Genomic DNA, 22,523 nt, shown 5'->3' with positions numbered 1-22,523 from the left:
TTTGAACAATGAAAATTCATATTCGTTTCATGATTAGTATATTTACGAGGCAAAAATACAAAAACAGTTAATGATAACAAGTATTTTTAGTAAATCTAAGCCAGTAAATTTCATTATTGTTTTTTTTATCATGTTTTTAGCATTTATAGTAGCTAGAATTGAACTGATAAAAGAAACACTATCGTTATTTTACATTACTAAACAACTGGGATTACTTTTTATCTGTTATTTCACAATACTTCTCCTAAATTTTATTGTTAGTAAGAATAGTTTAACCAAGTTGAACAACTATGAAATATTATTATTTAGCTTATTCTTATTATTAATACCTAGTACAACACTTAATGCGAATATTCTTTTTGCTAATTTTTTTATGATTTTAGGATTAAGAAGAATTATGAGCCTGCGTTCACAAAGAAATGAAAAAGGAAAACTTTTTGATGCAGCTATTTGGATTTCCATAGCATCGTTGTTTTACTTTTGGGCCATTTTATTTTTTTTATTGATTCTTCTTGCGTTGGCATTTTATGCAGATAATAATATAAGACATTGGATCATTCCGTTTGTAGGAGTAGTCACAGTTATTATTATTTCTATGGGGGTTTCAGTAGTTTGTTATAATAGTTTTTTTGAAGTACTAAATATTTCACCAATATCAAGTTATGATTTTAGTAGTTACAATTCTATTATTTACATAGTTGCTATAACCACCTTATTGTCTTTTGGAGCATGGTCTTCGGTGTTTTATTTACAAAATATTAAAAAGCAGAAAAAGGCTTATAGAGCATCCTTTAAAATCATAATCTTAGCTGGAGTGATTTCTTTTTTTATTGTGTTTCAAGCACCAGATAAAAACGGTAGTGAGTTTTTGTTTTTATTCGCACCTTTATCAATAATAATAACCAATTATATTGAAACCATTAAAGAAAAATGGTTTAAAGAAATCTTTTTATTTGTTTTAGTAGTATTGCCATTAGTGCTTCTAGTGTTGCAATTTTTCACCAAAAGCTAAATCTCCAGCATCACCTAGCCCAGGAACAATATACCCTTTACTATTTAATGTTTCATCAATAGCTGCAATCCATAAATGGGTATTATTGTTAAACTGACTTTTAACAAATGCAACCCCATCATTTGAGCCAATAACACTCACCAAATGAATTTCACGGGGTTTTCCAAAAGGTTTAAGCGCTTTATACGTTGCAGTCATAGATTGTCCTGTGGCTAACATAGGATCAGCCAGAATGAGTGTTTTACTTTCCAGATTTGGACAAGATAAATACTCAACAATAATCTCAAAACTTTCTGGGCTTTCCTTGTGGTGTCTGTAGGCTGAAATAAAAGCATTTTCACTTTTGTCAAAATAGTTTAGTAAGCCATTATGAAAAGGGACTCCCGCTCTCAAAACAGAACATAAAACAATATCATTTTCTAATAAATCAATATTACAATTACCCAAAGGAGTTTCTATAGTAGAGGTTTTATATTGCAAAGATTTACTCAACTCATAACCTAGAATTTCACCTATACGTTCTATATTTCTTCTAAAACGCATGGCATCTGTTTGAATACTCTTATCTCTAATTTCAGAAAGGAAGGTATTAAGTACCGAATTTTGCTTAGAAATGTTGTGAACTTGCATAAAAAGTGAGTCTTGTTTCTCAAGTAAAGTTATTAAATTAAAGTATATTTGCTCATTAAAATATCATATTATGTTTACTAGTAAAGCCAATAAAATTTTTCAAGAAGTTATTGAAGAATATCACAAAATAGACACTGTAGATCAACCGTTTAAAAACCCTTACGGGAAAGACAGCTTAATTGAGCATTTGTTATACAGAAAGTGTTGGATTGATACTGTACAATGGCACTATGAAGATATTATCAGAGACCCGCAAATAGATCCAGTGGCTGCGTTAACTTTGAAGCGACAAATTGATGCCTCTAATCAGGATAGAACAGATATGGTTGAATACATTGACAGTTATTTTTTAGAAAAATATAAAGATGTTATTGTAAAAGATAATGCTACCATTAATACCGAAAGTCCGGCTTGGGGTATTGATAGATTATCAATTTTAGCATTAAAAGTTTATCACATGAATGAAGAAGCTAACCGTACTGATGCATCTGAGGCTCATAGAAAAGCTTGCCAAAAAAAACTTGATGTTTTGTTGGAGCAACGTGTAGATTTATCAACGGCTATTGATACGCTTTTAAATGATATAGAAAAAGGAGACAAGTATATGAAAGTGTATAAACAGATGAAAATGTACAATGATGACGAGCTAAACCCGGTGCTACGTTCTCAAAAATAACTTTTACTACCCTGTTCGTGTTTCAGGGTCCCTTCATTTACATGGATGAACCCAAAATTAGCTAAACATATCCTAGTAATCCGTCTTTCCGCCATGGGAGATGTAGCTATGAGCGTTCCCGTTTTAAGAGCACTAACAGAGCAATACCCTAACATAAAAGTTACTGTTCTCACAAAATCTTTTTTTAGTCCTTTTTTTAGAGATTTACCTAATGTTTCGGTTTTTTCCGCAGAGGTTAAAGGAAAGCACAAAGGTATTATTGGTTTGTATAAGCTATCTAAGGAATTAAAAAGATTAAAAGTTGATGCTTTAGCCGATTTGCATGATGTTTTGAGGAGTAATACGTTAAAAATTTTTCTATCAGGAATGCCCTTTGTTCAAATAGATAAAGGGCGAAAAGAAAAAAAAGCACTAGTCTCTGGTAAAATTTGTGAGCAATTAAAAACTACACACCAACGTTATGCTGATGTTTTCCAAAAACTTGGTTACACAATAGATTTATCAAACCCAAGTTTTCCCGAAAAAGCGAGCCTAAATGATAAAACTCAAAAATTTATAGTTGGAAACTCTAAAAAGATTATTGGTATAGCACCTTTTGCAGCTCATGAAAGTAAAATGTATCCGTTAGATTTAATGGAACAAGTTATTGAAACATTATCTAAAGCATATCACATTATTCTTTTTGGAGGAGGGAGGCAAGAAATTGAAATTCTAGACAGTTTTGAACGTAAATTTGAAAACGTTACAAGTGTTGCTGGTAAACTTTCGTTAAACGAAGAATTAGATGTAATTTCTAATTTAGATGTGATGTTATCTATGGATTCTGGGAATGGCCACATAGCTGCCATGTTTGGTGTAAAAACGATAACTATCTGGGGAGTAACACATCCTTATGCGGGTTTTGCTCCTTTCAATCAACCAAATGATTACATGCTGTTGGCAGATAAAAATCTATATCCAGCAATCCCTACTTCTATATATGGAAATAAATACCCAGAAGGTTATGAGAAAGCATCGGGAAGTATTCCGCCAAATGTTGTTGTAGAAAAAACAAGATCTATACTTTAATTTTCAGTCTTTTAGAAATTATACATCATCATAATCTACTACCAAAACAGGAGATGTTGGAATGGCTTGACAGGTAAGTATTAAACCTTCAGCCACTTCATTATCGGTTAAAATATTGTTTTGTCTCATGGTAGCATCACCCTCTTTAATTCTAGCCAAGCAGCTGCTGCAAATACCCCCTTGACAAGAATATGGAGCATCTAGGTCTTCATCTAGTGCAGCTTCCAGAATAGTTTGTTTTTGAGACATTTCAAAGGTGGTTTCTTCATCATCAACAATTACGGTGATTTTGGTTTTACCATCTGTTGTGGTAGTTTCATGACCCACCTCGTCGGGTTTAGCAGCCTTAAAAAGTTCAAAATAAATACGGTCTTGTGCTATACCATTTTCGGTAAGTACGTCTTTAACAGTATGAATCATAGCTTCGGGTCCGCAAAGGTAAAAAGCATCAACATCAATTTCTTTGTGCTTATTTTTCATTACGTAGTTAACAGTACTTTTCTCTATGCGTCCAAAAAGCGCATTATCTTCGTCTTTTTGACTAAATACAAACTGAATTGAAAAACGGTCTTTATACTGATGCTGAAGTTCTAAAAGTTCATTTAAGAACATGGTGTCAGCAGTCGTTTTATTTCCATAAACCAGAATAACTTTGCTGTGAATTTCTTCTTCTAAAGCACATTTAATAATACTCAATATTGGGGTAATACCACTACCAGCAGCAAAAAGGGCAATATTTTTGGTTACTTTATCATTAGGCTCAAATACAAACCGTCCTTTTGGGGGTGCAACCTCTAAGGAGTCACCTACTTGTAGTTGCTTATTGGCATAAGCAGAAAACGTCCCATCCTCTACTTCTTTAACTGCAACTTTTAGTTCGGTACTTTTGGGTGAAACACACAAAGAGTAATCGCGTCTTACCTCATCGCCGTTTATAATTGTTTTTAGGGTAATATATTGACCTGCTTTAAAGGTAAATGCTTCTTTTAAATTATCAGGAACATTAAAACTTATACTAACCGCTTTATTAGTTTCCCTTTTTATATTTTTAACGCTAAGTTTATAGAATGAAGACATATGAGAATTTTTGACAAAAATAATGAAGTATGTCTGTAATTTTAATTTAATTGTAACATTTATACAAAAAGCTTTACAAACATTTGTGTTGTATCAAGTATTCATCAAATTTCTATTTAATTATGAAAAAGACAATTCTAGTATTTGCACTAATTTTCACATTATTCCTTCAAGCACAAGACAGCGAAGATTTTAAAATTGAGACTATTGAATTTATTAAGCTTACCGGGTCTGGAGCAGCATTTGAAAATGCTATCGATCAATTAGGCATGATGGTTTCAGAAACCAACAAAGAAGCCTATTTAAAAGAAGCAGAAGCCACATTAGGTGGAATCTATAATAAAATAGCAGAACTTTACATGGAAGAGTTTACCAAGGAAGAAATAAAGGAATTAACAGCCTTCTACAATACCGACCTTGGAAAGAAATTAGCTGAAAAACAATTAGGTTTGGCACAAAAATCTATGATGGCTGGACAAACATGGGGAATGGAAGTACAGGCTATAGCACAAAAATATAAATAGATTTTGCAATGGTAAAGCACTTTATAAGCTTAGAATGGAAATCATTTTTTAGGTCGGCTTCGTTTGGAAAAAGTTTAGCTATAAAAATTTTCATGGGCTTTTTTGCCTCGTATTTAGCACTGATTTTTGCGAGTTCTGGATTTTTGTTAATGCTCTATTTAGAAAGGAAACAACCTGAAACGGACCCATTCTTATTCTTTAATGGTTTAATATTCTTTTGGTTTTTAGGAGATTTATTAATTAGATTTTTCTTTCAGAAGCTCCCGGTAATGACTGTGAAACCCTTTTTAACACTCCCTGTAAATAGGGGTCAGATTGTTAACTATGTACTTAAAAAGTCTATGGTTTCATTTGTTAATTTCTTGCCCTTACTTACTATAATACCTTTTGGTATTTTGTTAATAGTAAAAGGATACACAAGTGCATCAGTTGTTATTTCGTGGTGGGTTATGTTAATATTACTTATACTCATCAATAACTTTTTAAATTTTATAATTGAAAGTCTTTCGGCAGAAAGAGAATTATCGTTTTTACCCATAATTCTTTTAACAAGTATACTTTACGGATTAAATTATTTTGATGTTATTGATTTAGCCAGTTTAATGTCTAAAGCAGTAACAGGTATTTCTAAAAACCCTTATTATCTAATAACACCTATAGCTATTTTGGGAGTGTTATACGGATTCAACTTTAATATACTCATTAAGAAACTCTATTTAGATAGTGGTTTAAGAGGAAAAGTAAAAGAGGTTAATGCAGCTAATTTAGAATGGACAAAAAGTTTTGGAGATATTGCCCCATTTTTGCAGTTAGATTTAAAAATGATTTGGAGAAACAAACGCACCAAATCATCGGTTTGGATTTTATTAATGGGCTTGTTTTATGGCTTGTTTTTTTACCCACAACCTACCTATCAAGATTTGCCTTGGTTTTTCATGCTCATAGGGGTCTTTTCAACAGGGATTTTCCTCATAAGTTTTGGTCAGTTTATCCCAGCTTGGGATAGTGGTTATTATAAGCTTTTAATGAGTCAAAACATTAAGTATGAACAATATTTAAAATCCAAATTTACACTAATGGCATTTAGTGTGGTTGTGCTTTTTATTCTGGGAATTCCTTATGTATATTTTGGTTGGAAAGTTTTAATAGCACATTTTGTAGCGGCTATTTATAATATTGGAGTGAATACACACGTGATTTTGTATGGAGGGTCATTTAATCGAAAAAAGATAAATTTAGATCAAAAAGCAGCCTTCAATTATCAAGGTACTGGTGCTGTGCAGTGGCTTATAGGTATTCCTTTATTATTATTTCCAATGGGACTATTTGCACTTCTTTACTTCATTACAAATTTTGAAATAGCTTGTGCCATTTTATCATTGTTTGGAGTAATAGGTATTGTATTTCATCAGAAGTTGATGAAATCTATTACTGATAAATACACAAAATCAAAATATAAAATGATTGATGCTTTCGATCAGGAAAATTAATCTTAAGAAATCATGATAACAACATTAAATCTTTCAAAAAAGTATAAAAATAACGAAGTTTTAAATATAGAATCTTTGGAAATCCCCAAAGGTCAAAGTTTTGGTTTGGTTGGAAACAATGGAGCCGGTAAAACTACCTATTTTAGTTTATTACTCGACTTAATTCAACCAACTACTGGTCATATAATAAATAATAGCATTCAAGTTAATGAAGGCGAAGATTGGAAACCATTTACTTCGGCATTTATAGATGAAAGTTTTTTAATAGGTTATCTCACTCCAGAGGAATATTTTTACTTTATTGGTGAGTTGCGCGGACAGAATAAAGCTGATATAGATACTTTAGTGGCTCAGTTCGAAGACTTTTTTCATGGCGAAATTTTAGGACAGAAAAAATATCTCAGAGACCTAAGTAAAGGAAATCAAAAAAAGGTGGGTATTGTAGCTGCTTTAATTGGAAATCCAGAGGTTATAATTCTGGATGAACCTTTTGCCAATCTAGATCCAACAACTCAAATTAGACTAAAAGGAATTATTAAAGATCTAGCCGAAAAACAAGGTGTTACCATTTTAATTTCAAGTCATGATTTAATGCATGTAACTGATGTTTGTGACCGTATTGTTGTTCTTGAAAAGGGGAGGATAGTTAAAGACTTGGTAACCAGTGAGGCTACTTTAAAAGAATTAGAAGCGCACTTTGCTGGTTAAAACCTATTTAAAAGCTGTTTTAATTTGTTAGGTTTATAAGAAAAGATGTTTATTTTTACGTCTGTTATATAATAATAACTAGACTTTTCAGTTATTTAAAGGACTAAAAATACCAACTTTGAACACATCTTTTAGGAGCATATTTGTCTTTATTTTTACTGCTTTTACCATATTGGGTTGTTCTAGGAAAAAGGATAAATTCATTAGTAGAAATTATCATGCGATTACTGCTGAATTCAATGCGCTTTATAATGGATATAACGCTTTAGAACAAGGAAGAAATAATCTCAATGAAAATTACTTTGATGATTATTGGGATATCCTTCCTGTAGAACGCATGGAATTAACTGATGAAATCATGCTTCCTGGACAATCTAAGAATGAAGATTTTACTATTGCTGAAGAAAAAGCGGTAAAAGCCATTCAAAAGCATAGTATGACCATTGGTGGTAAGGAAAGAAACCCTCAAATAGATGAAGCATATTTACTCCTAGGGAAAGCTAGGTATTTTGACCAACGCTTTATACCAGCTCTAGAAGCTTTTAATCATATATTGTATAAGTACCCCGCTAGTGACAAAATTAATCAAGCTAAAATTTGGAGAGAAAAAGCTAATATTCGTTTAGAAAACAATGAACTGGCTATTAAAAATTTAAAACGTCTCCTTTTTCAAGAAACATTGAAAGGGCAAGATTTAGCCGATGCCACTTCTATATTAGCTCAGGCGTATTTAAATACAAAATCAATAGATAGCGCCATTACTCAGTTAGAAATGGCTTCAAAGGCTACAAAAAGTAATGAAGAACGAGGTCGTTACAGGTTTATTCAAGGGCAGTTATATAATGAATTAGGATATAAAGACAGTGCTAATTTGGCGTTTGATAAAGTTATTGAACTTAATAGAAAAACGCCAAGAATCTATATGATTAGTGCTCATCTTGAAAAAATTAAAAACTTTGATTACGATAAGGGTAATAAGCTAGAAGTGTCTAAATTACTAACAGAGTTAGAAGAAAATAGAGAGAATAGACCATTTTTAGATAAAATTTATCATCAGATAGGCACCTATCATCTTAAAAATCAATCTGATTCTTTAGCTGTTTCTTATTTCAATAAATCTTTAAGAACTAGATCAAAAGACAAAATTCTAAATGCCAAAAACTATGAAATTTTAGGTGATATAAATTTTGATAAATCTTTATACAGAGATGCTGGTTTGTATTATGATAGTACAATGATAAGTTTAGAGTTAAATTCTAAATCTTACAGAATTATAAAACGCAAGAGGGATAATTTAGAGGATGTTATCTATTATGAAGACATTGCTCAGGTGAACGATAGTATTTTAAACTTAGTAAATCTGTCAGAAACAAAGAGGGTTGCTTTTTTTGAAGCATTTATTGAAAAACTAAAACAAAAGGCTGAAGAGGAACAAGAAGCACAAGAAAGGCAGGAGGCTATAGACCGAAACAAAGGTCTAGTTACAGTTAATAATAAATTTGGAGGCCCACCATCTGCTCAACTTGGTTTACCAGGTCAGGAAGCTTTATTCTATTTCTATAACCCAACCACGGTTGCTTATGGAAAAAATGAATTTGTGAAAATTTGGGGAGATAGACCTTTAGAGGATAATTGGCGTTGGTCTAATAAAGGTGCTTCTGTAAACGCTTCTTCTATTTCAACGGCTGATGTTTTAGCTATTGCTACTGAAGAAGAACTTTATGATCCACAATTTTATATTTCTAAAATACCTACAGATGAAAAGGTAATTGATAGCATTTCGAAAGAAAGAAACTATGCATACTATCAGTTGGGTCTTATTTATAAAGAAAAATTTAAGGAGCTTAATTTAGCAAAAGATAAGTTTCAGGATTTGTTAAGGAGTAACCCTGAAGATCGATTAATACTACCTTCAAAGTACAATCTGTTTAAAATATATGAAGCTTTGGGTGAAAATGGAGAGGCTTCTGTTGCTAAAGCTGATATTATCAAAAATTACCCAGACTCTCGCTATGCCACTATTTTGACTAATCCGGAATCAGTTTCGCAGTATGATAAAGATAGTCCTGAAAGTTTGTATGAAGCACTTTATGTAAAGTTTGAAAACCAAGAATATGCTTCAGTCATTGACAAAAGTGAAGAATATATCAGTTTTTTTGATGGTGAACCTATTGTGCCAAAATTTGAGCTTCTAAAGGCTACAGCAATGGGGAGGTTATACGGTTATGATGTATATAAAAAGGCCATCAATTATTTAGCAATTACTTATGCTAATACAGAAGAAGGTCAAAAGGCGCAAAATATCGAATCGAATGTGTTACCAAAATTAGCTAATAAGGACTTTGTAGAAGAGATTGTAGAGGTTTCAGGTCATTTCAAAGTGGTTTTTAGATTTGACAATTCCGAAAAAGGAAAAATTATAGAGTTTCAAAAAACACTAGATGAGGTTCTCAAAAATATTAAATATTACAGTTTAACGTCTTCAGTTGACCTATATAATGAGAATACTACTTTTGTGGTGGTTCATGGTTTAAAAAATGCTCAAGTAGCAAAAACATTTGACCAACTTTTAAATAAACAAGATAAAATAAAAATTAAAAAGCCTTATTTCGCTATAGCCTCTGAAAATTATCAAATCATCCAAATTCATAAAAACTTGGATGCTTATTTGAGTGTTGATAATAATTAAATTTTAATTGGGACTATGTTTTCAGATAATAAAAAAGATAAAATGGTAGAAAATACATCTAGCCAAAATATTATTTCCAAAGGAACCAAACTAACAGGTGACCTAAATAGTGAAGGCGATTTTAGAGTTGATGGTATGATTGAAGGTAATGTTAAAACTACTGGTAAAGTTGTAGTTGGTAAATCAGGACTAATAAAAGGCACCTTACAAGGTACCGATGCCTATTTTGAAGGTAAATTTTCAGGAAAACTAGCATTGTCTGGCACATTGACTTTAAAGTCTTCAGCACATATTGAAGGTGAAGTTGTAGTTGGCAAACTAGCCGTAGAACCGGGAGCAAACTTTAACGTAACTTGCGTTATGAAAGGAACGGTTAAAGAAATGAATAATGGCGGACAACGAAAACCAGAAACCGAAAAAACAGCTTAAAAACGCAGCCGTATTAACAGGAGTGGCTATTCAAATGGGTGTTACCATATACTTATTTGTGCTTTTGGGTAAGTGGCTAGATACTAAATACAACCACGGTGAAAAACTATTCATAATAATCACAACACTAGCTGGTGTTGCTATTTCTCTTTATGCTGTGGTAAAACAGCTTAATAGATTAAATAATGACTAATCCATTTATTCGTTTTGTAATTAAATCGGTTATACTATTTATAACAGCCTTTCTGCTACATATAGGTTTACTTTATGTATTACAATTACATTTATTTGAAAATTATATTGTCCTCTCTTATTCCATAAACTTGATATTAGTAGTCATAGTTTTCGGAGTATTATATCTGCTTAGAAAAAAATACAAAAGTCAATTAGGTTTCTTGTTTTTAGCAGGTAGTCTTGTAAAATTTGCAGTATTCTTTATTGTGTTTCAGCCACTTTTTAAACAAGATGGAGATATTTCTAGTCTAGAATTTGCCTCTTTCTTTGTGCCCTATTTACTGGGCCTTTTAATTGAAACTATTAGTCTAAGCAAATGGTTAAATAAATTAGACGAAACCACCTCGTAACCCCTTGAAACACATCTATTGAAATAAAAAGCAAAATTGTTTTTGTTTTTGAGATAAAAGCATACCTTTGCAGCGATTTTTAAGCCACTATTATTTAAAGTGATATGCGAAAAAAAATAGCTTTCAAGCCAGTTACATTATTGCTACTTCTAATTACCTTCATGTCTTTTGCCAAAGAAGATGTAAAACATGAAGAATCTGGGTCTGATTTAAAGACTGAAATTAAAGAATACATTCAACATCACTTATTGGATTCATATGATTTTAATCTGTTTTCTTATGATAATGGAGAAAAGCATTTTGGATTCCCTCTACCAGTTATCCTTTGGGATAACGGCTTAAAAGTATTTTCGTCTTCTAAATTTCATCATGGAGAAACTGTTGCAGAAGCAGGCGGAAGTTATTATAAGCTACACCACGGTAAAATTTATAAAGTAGATGGCCCTAATGGAGAGATAATTGAAGGTGACCATCATCATGCTACAAACGAGAAGCCGTTAGATTTTTCAATCACTAAAAATGTGGTTTTAATAGCCATGGTTTTTGCTATCATGTTCTTCATGTTTAGTAGAATGGCTAAATCTTACAAAAAGAATAACGGTATGCCAAAAGGAACCGGCCGTTTCTTAGAGCCTATTGTGCTTTATGTTCGTGATGAGATTGCTATACCAAATATTGGTGAAAAGAAATACAAGAAATATATGAGTTACTTGTTAACAGTGTTTTTCTTCGTTTGGATTGTAAACCTATTTGGTTTAACACCAATAGGGATGAATGTAACAAATAACATTGCTGTTACATTATGTTTAGCGCTTATTACTTATTTAATAACAACATTTTCTGGAAACAAGAATTATTGGAAACATATTTTCTGGATGCCAGGTGTTCCTGTTCCCATGAAAATAATTTTAGCACCTATTGAATTATTAGGTACTATTATTAAACCGTTTGCTTTAATGATTCGTTTGTACGCTAACATTACTGCGGGACACGTGGTATTGATGAGTATTATTGGTATGATGTTCATATTTAATAATTGGTTAGGTAGTTCGTTATCATTTTTGTTAGCATTTGTATTGGGTATTTTAGAGTTGTTAGTAGCAGCTTTACAAGCATACATTTTTACAGTATTATCAGCGCTTTATTTTGGAATGGCAGTAGAAGACCATGACCATCATTAAGTGTTTAACAAGTTGAACGTTTAATTTTTAAATATATTTATTATGGAAATTCCAGCTATCGTAGGAGCAGGTTTAGTAGTAATTGGAGCAGGTATCGGAATCGGTAAGATTGGTGGTTCTGCAATGGAAGCAATCGCTCGTCAACCAGAGGCTACAGGTAAAATTCAAACAGCAATGCTTATTGCAGCAGCGCTTATTGAAGGTATTGGATTTGCTGCTTTATTTGCAGTGTAACAAACAAAGAAACAGCTATAACGGTTGGTTATAGCTGTTCTTTTTAGAATTAAACAGTTTTTTAAGAATTATATATTAGGTAATTATGGAAGAATTATTTGGAGGGTTTTCTTTAGGGTTATTTTTTTGGCAAGCGGTACTATTTTTGGCTTTAGTATTCTTGTTGAAGAAATTTGCATGGAAACCAATTTTAGATTCTGTAAACAATAGAGAAGAAGGTATCAAAAATGCTCTAGAGGCTGCTGAAAATGCTAAAAAAGAGATGGAAAACCTTCAAGCTGATAATCAAAAATTATTAAAGGAAGCCAGGGCAGAGCGTGAAGCTATGTTAAAAGAAGCTCGTGATATCAAAAATAAAATGATAGAAGATGCTAAGGAAGAAGCTAATGAAGCAGCTGCAAAGTTAATGGCTCAAGCTCAAGCAACAATTCAAACAGAAAAGAAAGCTGCTATTTTAGAGCTAAAGTCTCAAGTAGCAAGCTTATCTATTGAGATTGCAGAAAAAGTAGTTCAGGATGAATTATCTAACAAAGGCAAGCAAGAGAAGTTAGTAGAGTCTATGTTAGGTGAAGCAACTTTAAATTAATATTTATAATGGCAGGAACTAGAGCAGCAATCCGTTATGCAAAAGCAGCACTCAGTTTAGCTAGCGATCAAAAAGCAGCTGAAGCTGTAAATAATGATATGATTGCTATTGCAAAAACCATTTCTGAAAACGAGGAATTAGACCAAGTTCTTAAAAGTTCTGTTGTTAAAACAGAGGTTAAAAGTGCAGTTTTATCTAAAATTTTTCCAAAACTCACTAAAGTGAGTTCTAGTTTATTCAACTTGTTAATAGACAATAAAAGAATTGGAATTTTAGGAGATGTTGCGCAAAAATACACTGAGTTATTCGATGAACTTAACGGTAAAGAAATAGCACAAGTTACTACAGCAATCCCTATGACTAAAGCTCTTGAAATCAAGGTATTAGCTAAGGTTAAACAGTTAACAAATAAGGCTGTAGAATTAGAGAATATTGTAGATGAAAGCATAATAGGAGGCTTTATTTTACGTATAGGAGACAAGCAGTATAACGCTAGTGTTCAAAACAAACTAAATAGATTAAAAAGAGAATTTTCAATAAACTAAAAAGATAGTTTTTTAAATAAATTAAAAGATGGCAGAAGTAAAACCAGCTGAAGTATCAGCAATCTTAAAGCAACAACTAGCAGGATTTGAAGCGTCTGCTTCGTTAGAAGAAGTAGGAACTGTTTTAACTGTTGGTGATGGTATTGTTCGTGCGTATGGACTTTCAAATGCTCAATATGGTGAGCTAGTTGAATTTGACGGAGGTTTAGAAGGAATTGTACTTAACCTTGAAGAAGATAACGTAGGTATTGTATTATTAGGACATTCAAAAGCAGTTGCTGAAGGTTCTACAGTTAAGCGTACCGGACGTATCGCATCTATTAATGTAGGTGAAGGTATTGTTGGTCGTGTTGTTGATACACTTGGTAATCCAATTGATGGTAAGGGGCCTATAGCAGGAGAAACTTACCAAATGCCATTAGAGCGTAAAGCACCAGGGGTTATTTTCCGTGAGCCAGTAACAGAACCATTACAGACAGGTATTAAATCTATTGATGCGATGATTCCTGTTGGTAGAGGACAACGTGAGCTGGTAATTGGAGATAGACAAACTGGTAAAACAACAGTTTGTATTGATACCATCTTAAATCAAAAAGAATTTTACGATGCAGGTGAGCCTGTATATTGTATCTATGTTGCTGTAGGGCAAAAAGCCTCTACCGTAGCAAATATTTCTAAAGTATTAGAAGAAAAAGGGGCATTAGCCTACACTACTATTGTAGCGGCAAATGCATCAGATCCTGCACCAATGCAAGTGTATGCACCAATGGCAGGAGCTGCTATTGGAGAATATTTTAGAGATACTGGTCGTCCAGCTTTAATTATATATGATGATTTGTCTAAACAAGCAGTAGCGTATCGTGAGGTGTCATTATTATTACGTCGTCCACCAGGACGTGAGGCATATCCAGGTGACGTTTTCTACTTACACTCTCGTTTATTAGAACGTTCTGCAAAAGTAATTAATGATGATAGTATTGCTAAAGAAATGAACGATTTGCCAGAAAGCATTAAGCCAATGGTTAAGGGTGGAGGTTCTTTAACAGCTTTACCAATTATTGAAACACAAGCAGGAGACGTATCTGCGTATATTCCAACAAACGTAATTTCTATTACAGACGGACAGATTTTCTTAGATGGAGATTTATTTAACTCTGGTGTGCGTCCTGCAATTAACGTTGGTATTTCGGTATCTCGTGTGGGTGGTAACGCGCAGATTAAATCTATGAAAAAAGTAGCAGGTACTTTAAAATTAGATCAAGCTCAGTTTCGTGAGTTAGAAGCATTTGCTAAGTTTGGATCAGACCTTGATGCTGCTACTCTTAACGTAATTGAAAAAGGTAAACGTAACGTGGAAATTTTGAAACAAGCTCAAAACGATCCGTTTACTGTAGAAGATCAAATTGCTATTATTTATGCGGGTTCTAAAAACTTATTAAGAGATGTTCCTGTTGAAAAAGTGAAAGAATTTGAAAGAGATTTTATAGAATTCTTAAATGCTAAACATAGAGATGTTTTAAACACCTTGAAGGCAGGCAAATTAACTGATGAGGTTACAGATACTTTAACAAGTGTGTGTAAAGACCTTACTGGAAAGTATAAAGCTTAATCAAAGATATGTCATCCTGAACTGGATTCAGGACCTCATAATTCATTCAATATAGATTCTGAAATAAATTCAGAATGACAAATAGAGATTATGGCGAATTTAAAAGAAATACGTAACAGAATATCATCGGTGTCTTCAACCATGCAGATTACCAGTGCCATGAAAATGGTATCGGCTGCAAAGTTAAAGAAGGCACAAGATGCCATTACTGCTATGCGTCCTTATGCAGATAAGTTAACCGAACTTTTACAAAGTTTAAGTGCTACTTTAGATGCAGATTCTGGAAGCAAATTTTCAACTCAAAGAGAGGTAAATAAAGTACTTATTGTTGGTATTACTTCTAATAGAGGGTTATGTGGTGCCTTCAACTCAAATATAATTAAGGAGGTTATCAGATTATCAAATGAGACGTATGCTAATAAGGAAGTTTCTTATCTAGCAATTGGTAAGAAAACTAATGATGCTTTTAAGAAATCAGGTAAAATTATTGCGAATCACAGTGCGGTTTTTGATGATTTAACTTTTGATAATGTGGCTTCAATTGCACAATCTATTATGGATAAGTTTGTTGATGGTGATTTTGATAAAATTGAATTGGTTTACAATAGATTTAAAAACGCTGCTACTCAATTAGTAACAACTGAACAATTTTTACCAATTGTACCAGTTGAAGACGCATCAAATACCAATGCCGACTATATTTTTGAACCCTCAAAAGTAGAGATTGTTGAGCAATTGATACCAAAATCTTTAAAGACCCAGTTATACAAAGCCGTTAGAGACTCTTTTGCAAGTGAGCATGGAGCTCGTATGACGGCCATGCACAAAGCAACGGATAACGCCACAGAATTAAGAGACCAGTTAAAATTAACTTACAATAAAGCGCGTCAAGCAGCCATTACCAACGAAATTTTAGAAATTGTTGGTGGTGCAGAAGCGTTAAATAATTAATGGTCATACTGAACTCGTTTCAGCATCTCAGAATATAGAGAAGCCTTATCTAATTTGATAAGGCTTTTTTTATTACAAAATCACACGTTAACTAGTTTGTTTTGCGTTAGCTAAAAACGTATTTTTAGCAGGATAAACATTCGGTAGTTGAGCGGTTTAAAAACATTATTCAAGCAAACATTTATTTATGGTTTAGCCACGGTGCTTCCTAGAATGTTGAGTTTTTTACTTGTGCCATTATATACAGCCGTTTTACCATCGGTTGCTGAGTATGGCGAGGTTTCTGTTATCTTTTCCTATTTTGTTTTATTTAATGTAGTGCTTGCCTATGGCATGGAAACAGCTTTTTTTAGATTCTTTAATAAAGAAAAAAATAAAAATAATGTAGTTGGTACTTCAACTATTTCATTAATTATTTCTTCCATTAGCTTTTTTCTTATTGCTCTATTTTGTCAAGAGCAAATAGCCTCATTAATTAACATTCATGTTAAATACATTAATCTTGTCATTTGGATTTTACTTTTAGATGCCTTAGTTATTATTCCATTCGCATGGTTAAGGGCTACTCAAAAACCTTTTAGATATGCTATTATTAAAATTTTGAATGTAGCCATTAATATCGGATTAAATTTATTCTTCCTATTGGCTTTAAAAAATTTAGCTTTTAATAGCTCCTTTTTTGAAAGAATATATCAACCCAACTTTGAAATCGGTTACATTTTCATATCCAATTTAGTAGCAAGTGCCGTCACGCTTTTTTTAATGCTGCCATTCTATGCCAAGGTAAAATACAGTTTCAATTCTGCTTTATGGAAACGTATGATAAAATATGCATTTCCAGTATTGATAGCAGGTGTAGCATTTTCAATAAATGAAACGTTTGACAGAATTTTATTAGACTATTTATTACCAGAAAACATAGCAAAAACACAAATAGGGATGTATTCTGCATGTTACAAGTTAGCTTTGTTCATGACCTTATTTGCTACCGCCTATAGATTAGGTATTGAACCATTCTTTTTTAGTCATGCAAATACAGAAAACCCACAAAAGAATTATGCTAGAATACTAGAGTTTTTCGTCGCCTTAGGTGCAGTTATTTTTTTAAGTGTAGTTGTATTTGCAGATATTTTGAAACCTATTATTGTTAGAAGAGAAGACTATTGGGAAGCCATGTGGGTCGTTCCAATTATACTATTAGCTAACTTTTGCTTAGGCATTTATCACAATCTATCAGTATGGTATAAAATTACCGATAGAACCAAATTTGGAGCTTATATTTCTATTGTTGGCGCTATAGTAACACTTATCATAAATTTTACATTCATTAAGTTATATAGTTACAAGGCTTCTGCAGTTGCAACTTTGATAGCTTACGGCCTTATGATGCTGTTGTCTTATTATTATGGAAAGAAGTATTACCCCATTCCCTATAACCTAAAAAAAATAGGCCTGTATTTTATTGTATCAATTCTTTTCTCGGGACTCTCGTTCTACCAATTTAGAGGGAATTATTTTATTGGAATTTCACTGTTAATTGTATTTTTGGGCGTTATATCATTTTCAGAACGGAATCAGCTTAAACAATTATTAAAAAGATAATATGCAGATTAGAATAATTAATAAATCAAGTCATAATTTACCGCATTACGAAACCATGGCTTCGGCAGGAATGGACTTAAGAGCAAATATTGAAGAAGCCATTACTTTGAAACCTTTAGAGAGAACCATTGTTAAAACGGGTTTGTTTATTGAATTGCCTATTGGATACGAGGCTCAAGTGCGTCCTAGAAGCGGTTTAGCGGCTAAAAAAGGAATTACCGTACTCAATGCTCCTGGAACTGTAGATGCTGATTATAGAGGCGAAATAGGTGTGATTTTAGTAAATCTTTCAAATGATGATTTCACTATTGAAAATGGAGAGCGTATTGCGCAGTTAGTAATTGCAAAACACGAACGTGCTGAATGGAATTTAGTAGAAATTTTATCTGAAACCTCAAGAGGCGAAGGAGGCTTTGGAAGCACAGGAATAAAATAACCAAATCAACTAACTTTATATCATGAAAATAATAGTCCCAATGGCAGGTCGAGGTTCTCGACTACGCCCACACAGCTTAACGGTTCCAAAGCCATTAATTCCAGTTGCTGGACAACCTATTGTGCATCGTTTGGTAAAAGATATTGCCAAAGTTTTAAAACAGCCCATTGATGAAGTCGCTTTTGTATTGGGTGACCCCGCTTGGTTTGGAGATGATGTGGTTGAAAGTTTAAAAGCATTAGCCAATAGTTTAGGCGCTAAAGCTTCCATTTATAGGCAAGACCAACCTTTGGGTACAGGTCACGCTATCATGTGTGCGAAACCTTCATTATCAGGACCAGCCGTAATTGCATATGCAGATACTTTAATACGTGCGGAATTTGATTTAGATCCCCTTGCCGATAGTGTAATATGGACGAAACAAGTTCAAAATCCGGAAGCATATGGTGTTGTTAAATTAAATGCAAATAATGAAATAATAGAATTGGTTGAAAAGCCAGAGACTTTTGTGAGCAATCAAGCAGTTATTGGCATTTACTATTTTAAAAATGTTGGTGTTTTAAAAGATAAATTACAAGAAATTCTAGATGAAAACATCACTAATGGTGGTGAATACCAAATAAATGATGGTATTAAACGCATGATGGCAGAAGGCAACGTGTTTAAAACTGGTACTGTTGATGAATGGATGGACTGTGGGAACAAAGCTATTACAGTTGAAACTAATGGTAAAATGCTTGACTTTTTAAAAGCTGATGGTGATGAATTATTGGTTGCTTCTTCGGTGAAGATAGAAAACTCTCAAATAATTGAACCATGCTTTATAGGTGATAATGTGGTGCTTAAAAATGCTACTATTGGCCCCCATGTATCTATAGGCAATGGCACCATTATTGAGAACGCAACTGTTAAAAACAGTTTAATACAAACCAATACATCAATTAAAAATGCTAATTTAGATAACGCTATGATTGGCAACCATGTAAAATACGATGGTAATTTTACAAGCGTAAGTATTGGTGATTATTCAGTTTTGGAATAAAACCACAAACAAATTTGTCATTGCGAGAAACAGAAGGGCCATATGACTCTTTCCTTATGTTAATAATGAAGCATAGGCTTTACATAGTGCTTTTCTTTTTTGGAATTTTTTTAGTTCCACAAGGTTATTATGCTCAAGTAGATTTTAACAAAACACCTGATGATGACTTAGGCAATGTTGAAGACCAATTTCAAGAGTGCTTTTATGAAGCCATGAAACAAAAAGGTATTGAAAACTATGATAGGGCTGTAGAATCATTATTGAAATGCATAGAGTTAGATCAATCTGTACCTGTTTTGTATTTTGAACTAGGGAAAAGCTATAGCAAACTAAAAAACTTTGGAGCTGCCGAAGATGCTCTTAAAAAAGCAATAGATAAAGATCCTGATAATGAATGGTTTTTAGACGAATTATATGGTTTTTACATTTTACAAAACGAGTATGATAAGGCCTTGAAGATTGTTAAACAGTTAGTAAAGTATCATCCAGACTATAAAGAAGATTTGGCATCGCTTTACATGAGAATGGAAAAATATAATGATGCTTTAAAGATTCTGGATGAGTTAGATGCAGTTCATGGTATTTCTTTGTCTAGAGACATAAAAAGAAATAGTATTTACGAACTTACAGGAAGAAAAAAAGATCAAATTAAAAACCTAGAGCAACGAATTGATGACAACCCAGAGAAGGAGTCTAATTATTTAGCCCTCATTTATCGTTATAGTCAAAACAATCAAAAAGAAAAAGCATTTGAAACAGCAAAAGAGCTTCTGAAAATCAATCCAAACTCTCAAAAAGTTCATCTAGCACTTTATAAGTTTTATTTAGATGAAGATGAACCTGAAAAAGCTATTGAGTCTATGAAAATAGTAGTTAAAAGCACTCAAATAAAACCAGAAGCAAAATTAAAAGTATTGACAGATTTTGTGAATTTTGCAGGAGAAAACCCAGAGTATGAGCCAGATTTAATGGAGGCTACTACTTTAGTTGAAGGAACAAACAATAGCAAAACCTTATCAGGGTTGGGACAATATTATTTAGCAAAAGGGAATAAAGCCAAGGCTTTAGAGAACTTTGAAGCAGCCTTAAAATTAGAACCCAACAATTTTGGACTATCTAAAAATGTTATGCTTCTCTATTTAGATTTAAATAAGTTTGATTTGGCTAATGAAAAGACTCGTAAAGCACTTGAAAATTACCCATCACAACCTTTACTGTATTTAATGTGTGGGGTGTCTTATAACGAGTTAAATAAGCCTCAGGAAGCTATAGAAATTTTAGAAATTGGCTTAGATTACATAATTGATGACACAAAAATGGAATCTGATTTTTATACTCAATTGAGTAAAGCTCACGCACTTTTAGGCAATACCACAAAAGCCAAAACGTTTAGTGATAAAGCAAAACAATTACAAAACACTAATTAATGACATTTAGAACCCCAATCTATATCATTTTATTTTCAGCTTTACTTTTTAACTGTAAATCTACCAAAACAGTTGCCGTAGGTGAAGCCAATTATAACTTGTCATCACGTCAATTAATAAAGGAAAACACAAGGAAAAGCCCTAATTTCAAAACCTTAAAATCAACGCTTAAAATAACCTATGATGATGGCAAAAATACCCAAAGTCATTCCGTAAGTTTTAGAGCAAAAAAAGATGAGGCTTTGTGGATGAGTGCTACATTTTCAGTGGTAAAAGCATTAGTAACACCAGAAAAAGTTAGTTTTTATAATAAACTTGATAATACCTTTTTTGAGGGAGATTATACCTATTTAAGTAAATTACTGGGGACAGAGTTTGATTTTAAAAAAGTTCAGAATTTATTATTGGGCGATGCTATTTTTGATTTAAAGGAAGATAATTATAAGGTTTCTGTAGATGAAGGTTCTTATATACTTCAACCTAAAAAGCAACGAGAATTATTTGAGATTTTCTTTTTGTTAGACCCGTCACTTTTTAAGGTGAAATCACAACAGATTTCACAACCAAGAGACCATAGGCATTTACAAATAGATTATTTGAGTCATCAGGAAGTTGATAAACAAATTCTACCAGAAAAAGTAAAAGTAATTGCCGTAGAAGCCAATGAAGAACTTATTATTGGTTTAGAGTTTAAAAATGTTTCATTGAATGAAGATTTAAGATTTCCATTCAAAATCCCATCAGGTTTTAAAGAGATTAAACTTTAATGATAAAAAGAATCATCTCACATAAAATAGTATTCTTAACAGTGTTATTATGTGGCTTTGTGGCTTTTTCACAAACAAGTAACAAAAGGAAAGAACTTGAAACTAGACGACAAGAACTGCAAAGGGAAATACAAAAAATAAGTCAGTTAAGAGCCGAGGATAGATCTAAAGAGCGTTCTGAACTTTCGCAAATTGAAGAATATAATTATAAGATTAGTGTATTGGATAATTTAATTAAGGTAACCAATCAGCAAGCTAATTATATCAATAGAGAAATTAATTCGAATCAAAATAAAATATCCCATTTACGTGATGAATTAAAGCAGTTAAAAGAAGATTATGCCGCTATGGTGGTTAAGTCTTATAAGAGTAAAAACCAGCACAGCAGAATTATGTTTTTGTTGTCATCAAAAGACTTTAAACAGGCTTATAAACGCTTACAGTATATTAAGCAATATTCAAATCACCAAAGGCAACAGGGAGAAACTATAAAGGCTAAGACGGTTGAGTTACAGGAATTAAATAATGATTTATTTAAGCAACAGGAAGAAAAAAAGAAACTTATAGCTGAAAATAGAGTAACACAAAAAGCACTGGAATCTGAGCGCAGGTTGCATGAAGATTTAATGAAATCTATAAGACAAAACTTATCAAAATATACATTACAAATTAGGCAAAAACAAAAAGAAGCAGCACGAATAGATAGAGAAATTGATAAGATTATTAAGGAAGCCATTGCAAGTTCCAATAAGGCGGCGGGTAAATCTAATTCGTCAACAAGTTTTGCATTAACACCAGCAGAAAAAGTTTTAGCCTCCAATTTTATTGCCAATAAAGGCAGATTACCTTGGCCTGTGGAACGTGGTAGAGTAAGCAGAAGATATGGAAGTCAGCCTTCGCAAATAGACAGGTCTTTAACTATTAATAGTAGCGGCGTTGGCATATCTACTAATAAAGGTGCTCAAGTATTTGCTGTGTTTAACGGTGAAGTGAGCGGTATTATTAAAATTAAAAATTCTAATCCAATGGTAATGATTCGTCACGGAAATTATCTTACTATTTACCAAAACCTTTCTAAGATTTACGTAAAAAAAGGAGACAAAGTTACAACTCGTCAAGCTATTGGTGAGGTTTATACCAATCCGTCAAATGGAGAAACTGTTTTAACCTTCGTGATTTCAAAAGGTTTGAATAAAGAAAATCCCGCAAATTGGATTGATAAAATGTGACACTAGATATTACTACAAATTTTTAGG

24 protein-coding genes are annotated in these 22,523 nt (G+C 32.6%); 22 read left to right on the top strand and 2 right to left on the bottom strand.

The features are described from left to right. Nucleotides 1-70 precede the first annotated feature (70 nt). Nucleotides 71-1,012 (top strand): DUF6427 family protein, encoded by a 942-nt coding sequence (locus tag DFQ02_RS07045; RefSeq protein ID WP_116040291.1) that lies wholly within the window; start codon nucleotides 71-73, stop codon nucleotides 1,010-1,012. On the opposite strand, the gene upp is transcribed toward DFQ02_RS07045, so the two are convergent. Then, on the bottom strand, nucleotides 983-1,642 hold the full coding sequence (upp, locus tag DFQ02_RS07040) for a uracil phosphoribosyltransferase (RefSeq protein ID WP_116040290.1): 660 nt from the start codon (nucleotides 1,640-1,642) through the stop codon (nucleotides 983-985). The genes DFQ02_RS07045 and upp overlap by 30 nt on opposite strands. A 70-nt stretch (nucleotides 1,643-1,712) precedes the next feature. Here upp and DFQ02_RS07035 point away from each other — a divergent pair, with 70 nt between their 5' ends. Continuing rightward, on the top strand, nucleotides 1,713-2,318 hold the full coding sequence (locus DFQ02_RS07035; protein WP_116040289.1) for a DUF4254 domain-containing protein: 606 nt from the start codon (nucleotides 1,713-1,715) through the stop codon (nucleotides 2,316-2,318). Between the two features lie 45 nt (nucleotides 2,319-2,363). Further along, nucleotides 2,364-3,386, top strand: coding sequence for a glycosyltransferase family 9 protein (locus DFQ02_RS07030; protein ID WP_245940218.1), 1,023 nt, complete (start codon nucleotides 2,364-2,366; stop codon nucleotides 3,384-3,386). Nucleotides 3,387-3,404: 18 nt separating this feature from the next. Here the strand turns inward: DFQ02_RS07030 and DFQ02_RS07025 are convergent, their stop codons facing one another. Further along, the gene (locus DFQ02_RS07025) at nucleotides 3,405-4,463 is read right to left on the bottom strand and encodes a ferredoxin--NADP reductase (protein ID WP_116040288.1); all 1,059 of its coding nucleotides are present in this window, start codon (nucleotides 4,461-4,463) and stop codon (nucleotides 3,405-3,407) included. A 122-nt stretch (nucleotides 4,464-4,585) separates the two neighbouring features. On the opposite strand from DFQ02_RS07025, the gene DFQ02_RS07020 reads away from it, so the two are divergent. The 19 genes from DFQ02_RS07020 to DFQ02_RS06930 all read left to right on the top strand — a co-directional run bounded on the left by DFQ02_RS07020 (nucleotide 4,586) and on the right by DFQ02_RS06930 (nucleotide 22,496). Next, complete coding sequence (locus DFQ02_RS07020; protein ID WP_116040287.1) at nucleotides 4,586-4,987, top strand: DUF2059 domain-containing protein; 402 nt, start codon at nucleotides 4,586-4,588, stop codon at nucleotides 4,985-4,987. An 8-nt stretch (nucleotides 4,988-4,995) separates the two neighbouring features. Beyond that, complete coding sequence (locus DFQ02_RS07015; protein WP_116040286.1) at nucleotides 4,996-6,477, top strand: DUF5687 family protein; 1,482 nt, start codon at nucleotides 4,996-4,998, stop codon at nucleotides 6,475-6,477. 12 nt (nucleotides 6,478-6,489) lie between these two features. Further along, a complete protein-coding gene (locus tag DFQ02_RS07010) occupies nucleotides 6,490-7,185 on the top strand; it encodes an ABC transporter ATP-binding protein (RefSeq protein WP_116040285.1) in 696 nt (231 codons plus the stop codon). Nucleotides 7,186-7,303: 118 nt separating this feature from the next. Next, nucleotides 7,304-9,874 carry a type IX secretion system periplasmic lipoprotein PorW/SprE gene (gene porW / locus DFQ02_RS07005; RefSeq protein WP_245940217.1) on the top strand — a complete coding sequence of 857 codons (2,571 nt, stop codon included), beginning with the start codon at nucleotides 7,304-7,306 and terminating at the stop codon, nucleotides 9,872-9,874. Between the two features lie 15 nt (nucleotides 9,875-9,889). After that, the gene (locus DFQ02_RS07000) at nucleotides 9,890-10,303 is read left to right on the top strand and encodes a bactofilin family protein (protein WP_116040284.1); all 414 of its coding nucleotides are present in this window, start codon (nucleotides 9,890-9,892) and stop codon (nucleotides 10,301-10,303) included. After that, complete coding sequence (locus DFQ02_RS06995; RefSeq protein WP_116040283.1) at nucleotides 10,263-10,496, top strand: AtpZ/AtpI family protein; 234 nt, start codon at nucleotides 10,263-10,265, stop codon at nucleotides 10,494-10,496. Before DFQ02_RS07000 ends, DFQ02_RS06995 begins: the two co-directional genes overlap by 41 nt. Then, nucleotides 10,489-10,887 (top strand): hypothetical protein, encoded by a 399-nt coding sequence (locus DFQ02_RS06990; RefSeq protein ID WP_116040282.1) that lies wholly within the window; start codon nucleotides 10,489-10,491, stop codon nucleotides 10,885-10,887. The genes DFQ02_RS06995 and DFQ02_RS06990 overlap by 8 nt, the downstream gene beginning before the upstream one ends. Before the next feature lie 104 nt (nucleotides 10,888-10,991). Further along, nucleotides 10,992-12,068, top strand: a complete 1,077-nt coding sequence (gene atpB / locus DFQ02_RS06985) for a F0F1 ATP synthase subunit A (RefSeq protein ID WP_116040281.1) — start codon at nucleotides 10,992-10,994, stop codon at nucleotides 12,066-12,068. A 42-nt stretch (nucleotides 12,069-12,110) separates the two neighbouring features. Then, the gene (gene atpE / locus DFQ02_RS06980) at nucleotides 12,111-12,302 is read left to right on the top strand and encodes an ATP synthase F0 subunit C (protein WP_076698954.1); all 192 of its coding nucleotides are present in this window, start codon (nucleotides 12,111-12,113) and stop codon (nucleotides 12,300-12,302) included. An 85-nt stretch (nucleotides 12,303-12,387) separates the two neighbouring features. After that, nucleotides 12,388-12,888, top strand: a complete 501-nt coding sequence (locus DFQ02_RS06975; protein ID WP_116040280.1) for a F0F1 ATP synthase subunit B — start codon at nucleotides 12,388-12,390, stop codon at nucleotides 12,886-12,888. A gap of 8 nt (nucleotides 12,889-12,896) precedes the next feature. Continuing rightward, nucleotides 12,897-13,433, top strand: coding sequence for an ATP synthase F1 subunit delta (atpH, locus tag DFQ02_RS06970; RefSeq protein ID WP_116040279.1), 537 nt, complete (start codon nucleotides 12,897-12,899; stop codon nucleotides 13,431-13,433). Nucleotides 13,434-13,461: 28 nt separating this feature from the next. Next, a complete protein-coding gene (gene atpA / locus DFQ02_RS06965; RefSeq protein WP_116040278.1) occupies nucleotides 13,462-15,042 on the top strand; it encodes a F0F1 ATP synthase subunit alpha in 1,581 nt (526 codons plus the stop codon). A 90-nt stretch (nucleotides 15,043-15,132) separates the two neighbouring features. Further along, entirely contained in the window at nucleotides 15,133-15,993 is an 861-nt protein-coding gene (gene atpG / locus DFQ02_RS06960) for an ATP synthase F1 subunit gamma (protein WP_116040277.1), read from the top strand. 147 nt (nucleotides 15,994-16,140) lie between these two features. Further along, nucleotides 16,141-17,595: an oligosaccharide flippase family protein gene (locus DFQ02_RS06955; RefSeq protein ID WP_116040276.1), complete on the top strand. Its 1,455-nt coding sequence runs from the start codon at nucleotides 16,141-16,143 to the stop codon at nucleotides 17,593-17,595. 1 nt (nucleotide 17,596) lies between these two features. Then, a complete protein-coding gene (gene dut / locus DFQ02_RS06950) occupies nucleotides 17,597-18,031 on the top strand; it encodes a dUTP diphosphatase (protein WP_116040275.1) in 435 nt (144 codons plus the stop codon). A gap of 22 nt (nucleotides 18,032-18,053) precedes the next feature. Continuing rightward, nucleotides 18,054-19,073 (top strand): sugar phosphate nucleotidyltransferase, encoded by a 1,020-nt coding sequence (locus DFQ02_RS06945; protein ID WP_116040274.1) that lies wholly within the window; start codon nucleotides 18,054-18,056, stop codon nucleotides 19,071-19,073. 65 nt (nucleotides 19,074-19,138) lie between these two features. After that, nucleotides 19,139-20,500 carry a tetratricopeptide repeat protein gene (locus DFQ02_RS06940; protein ID WP_116523821.1) on the top strand — a complete coding sequence of 454 codons (1,362 nt, stop codon included), beginning with the start codon at nucleotides 19,139-19,141 and terminating at the stop codon, nucleotides 20,498-20,500. Further along, a complete protein-coding gene (locus tag DFQ02_RS06935; RefSeq protein ID WP_116040273.1) occupies nucleotides 20,500-21,267 on the top strand; it encodes a DUF4292 domain-containing protein in 768 nt (255 codons plus the stop codon). Before DFQ02_RS06940 ends, DFQ02_RS06935 begins: the two co-directional genes overlap by 1 nt. Further along, the gene (locus DFQ02_RS06930) at nucleotides 21,267-22,496 is read left to right on the top strand and encodes a murein hydrolase activator EnvC family protein (RefSeq protein WP_116040272.1); all 1,230 of its coding nucleotides are present in this window, start codon (nucleotides 21,267-21,269) and stop codon (nucleotides 22,494-22,496) included. Before DFQ02_RS06935 ends, DFQ02_RS06930 begins: the two co-directional genes overlap by 1 nt. The last annotated feature ends 27 nt before the right edge of the window (nucleotides 22,497-22,523 follow it).

Source organism: Seonamhaeicola aphaedonensis, from assembly GCF_003386195.1.
In the GTDB taxonomy this organism is placed as follows: Bacteria; Bacteroidota; Bacteroidia; order Flavobacteriales; family Flavobacteriaceae; genus Seonamhaeicola; species Seonamhaeicola aphaedonensis.
Note: the sequence above shows the minus strand (reverse complement) of the source record. Positions and strands in the feature narration are given on the sequence as shown.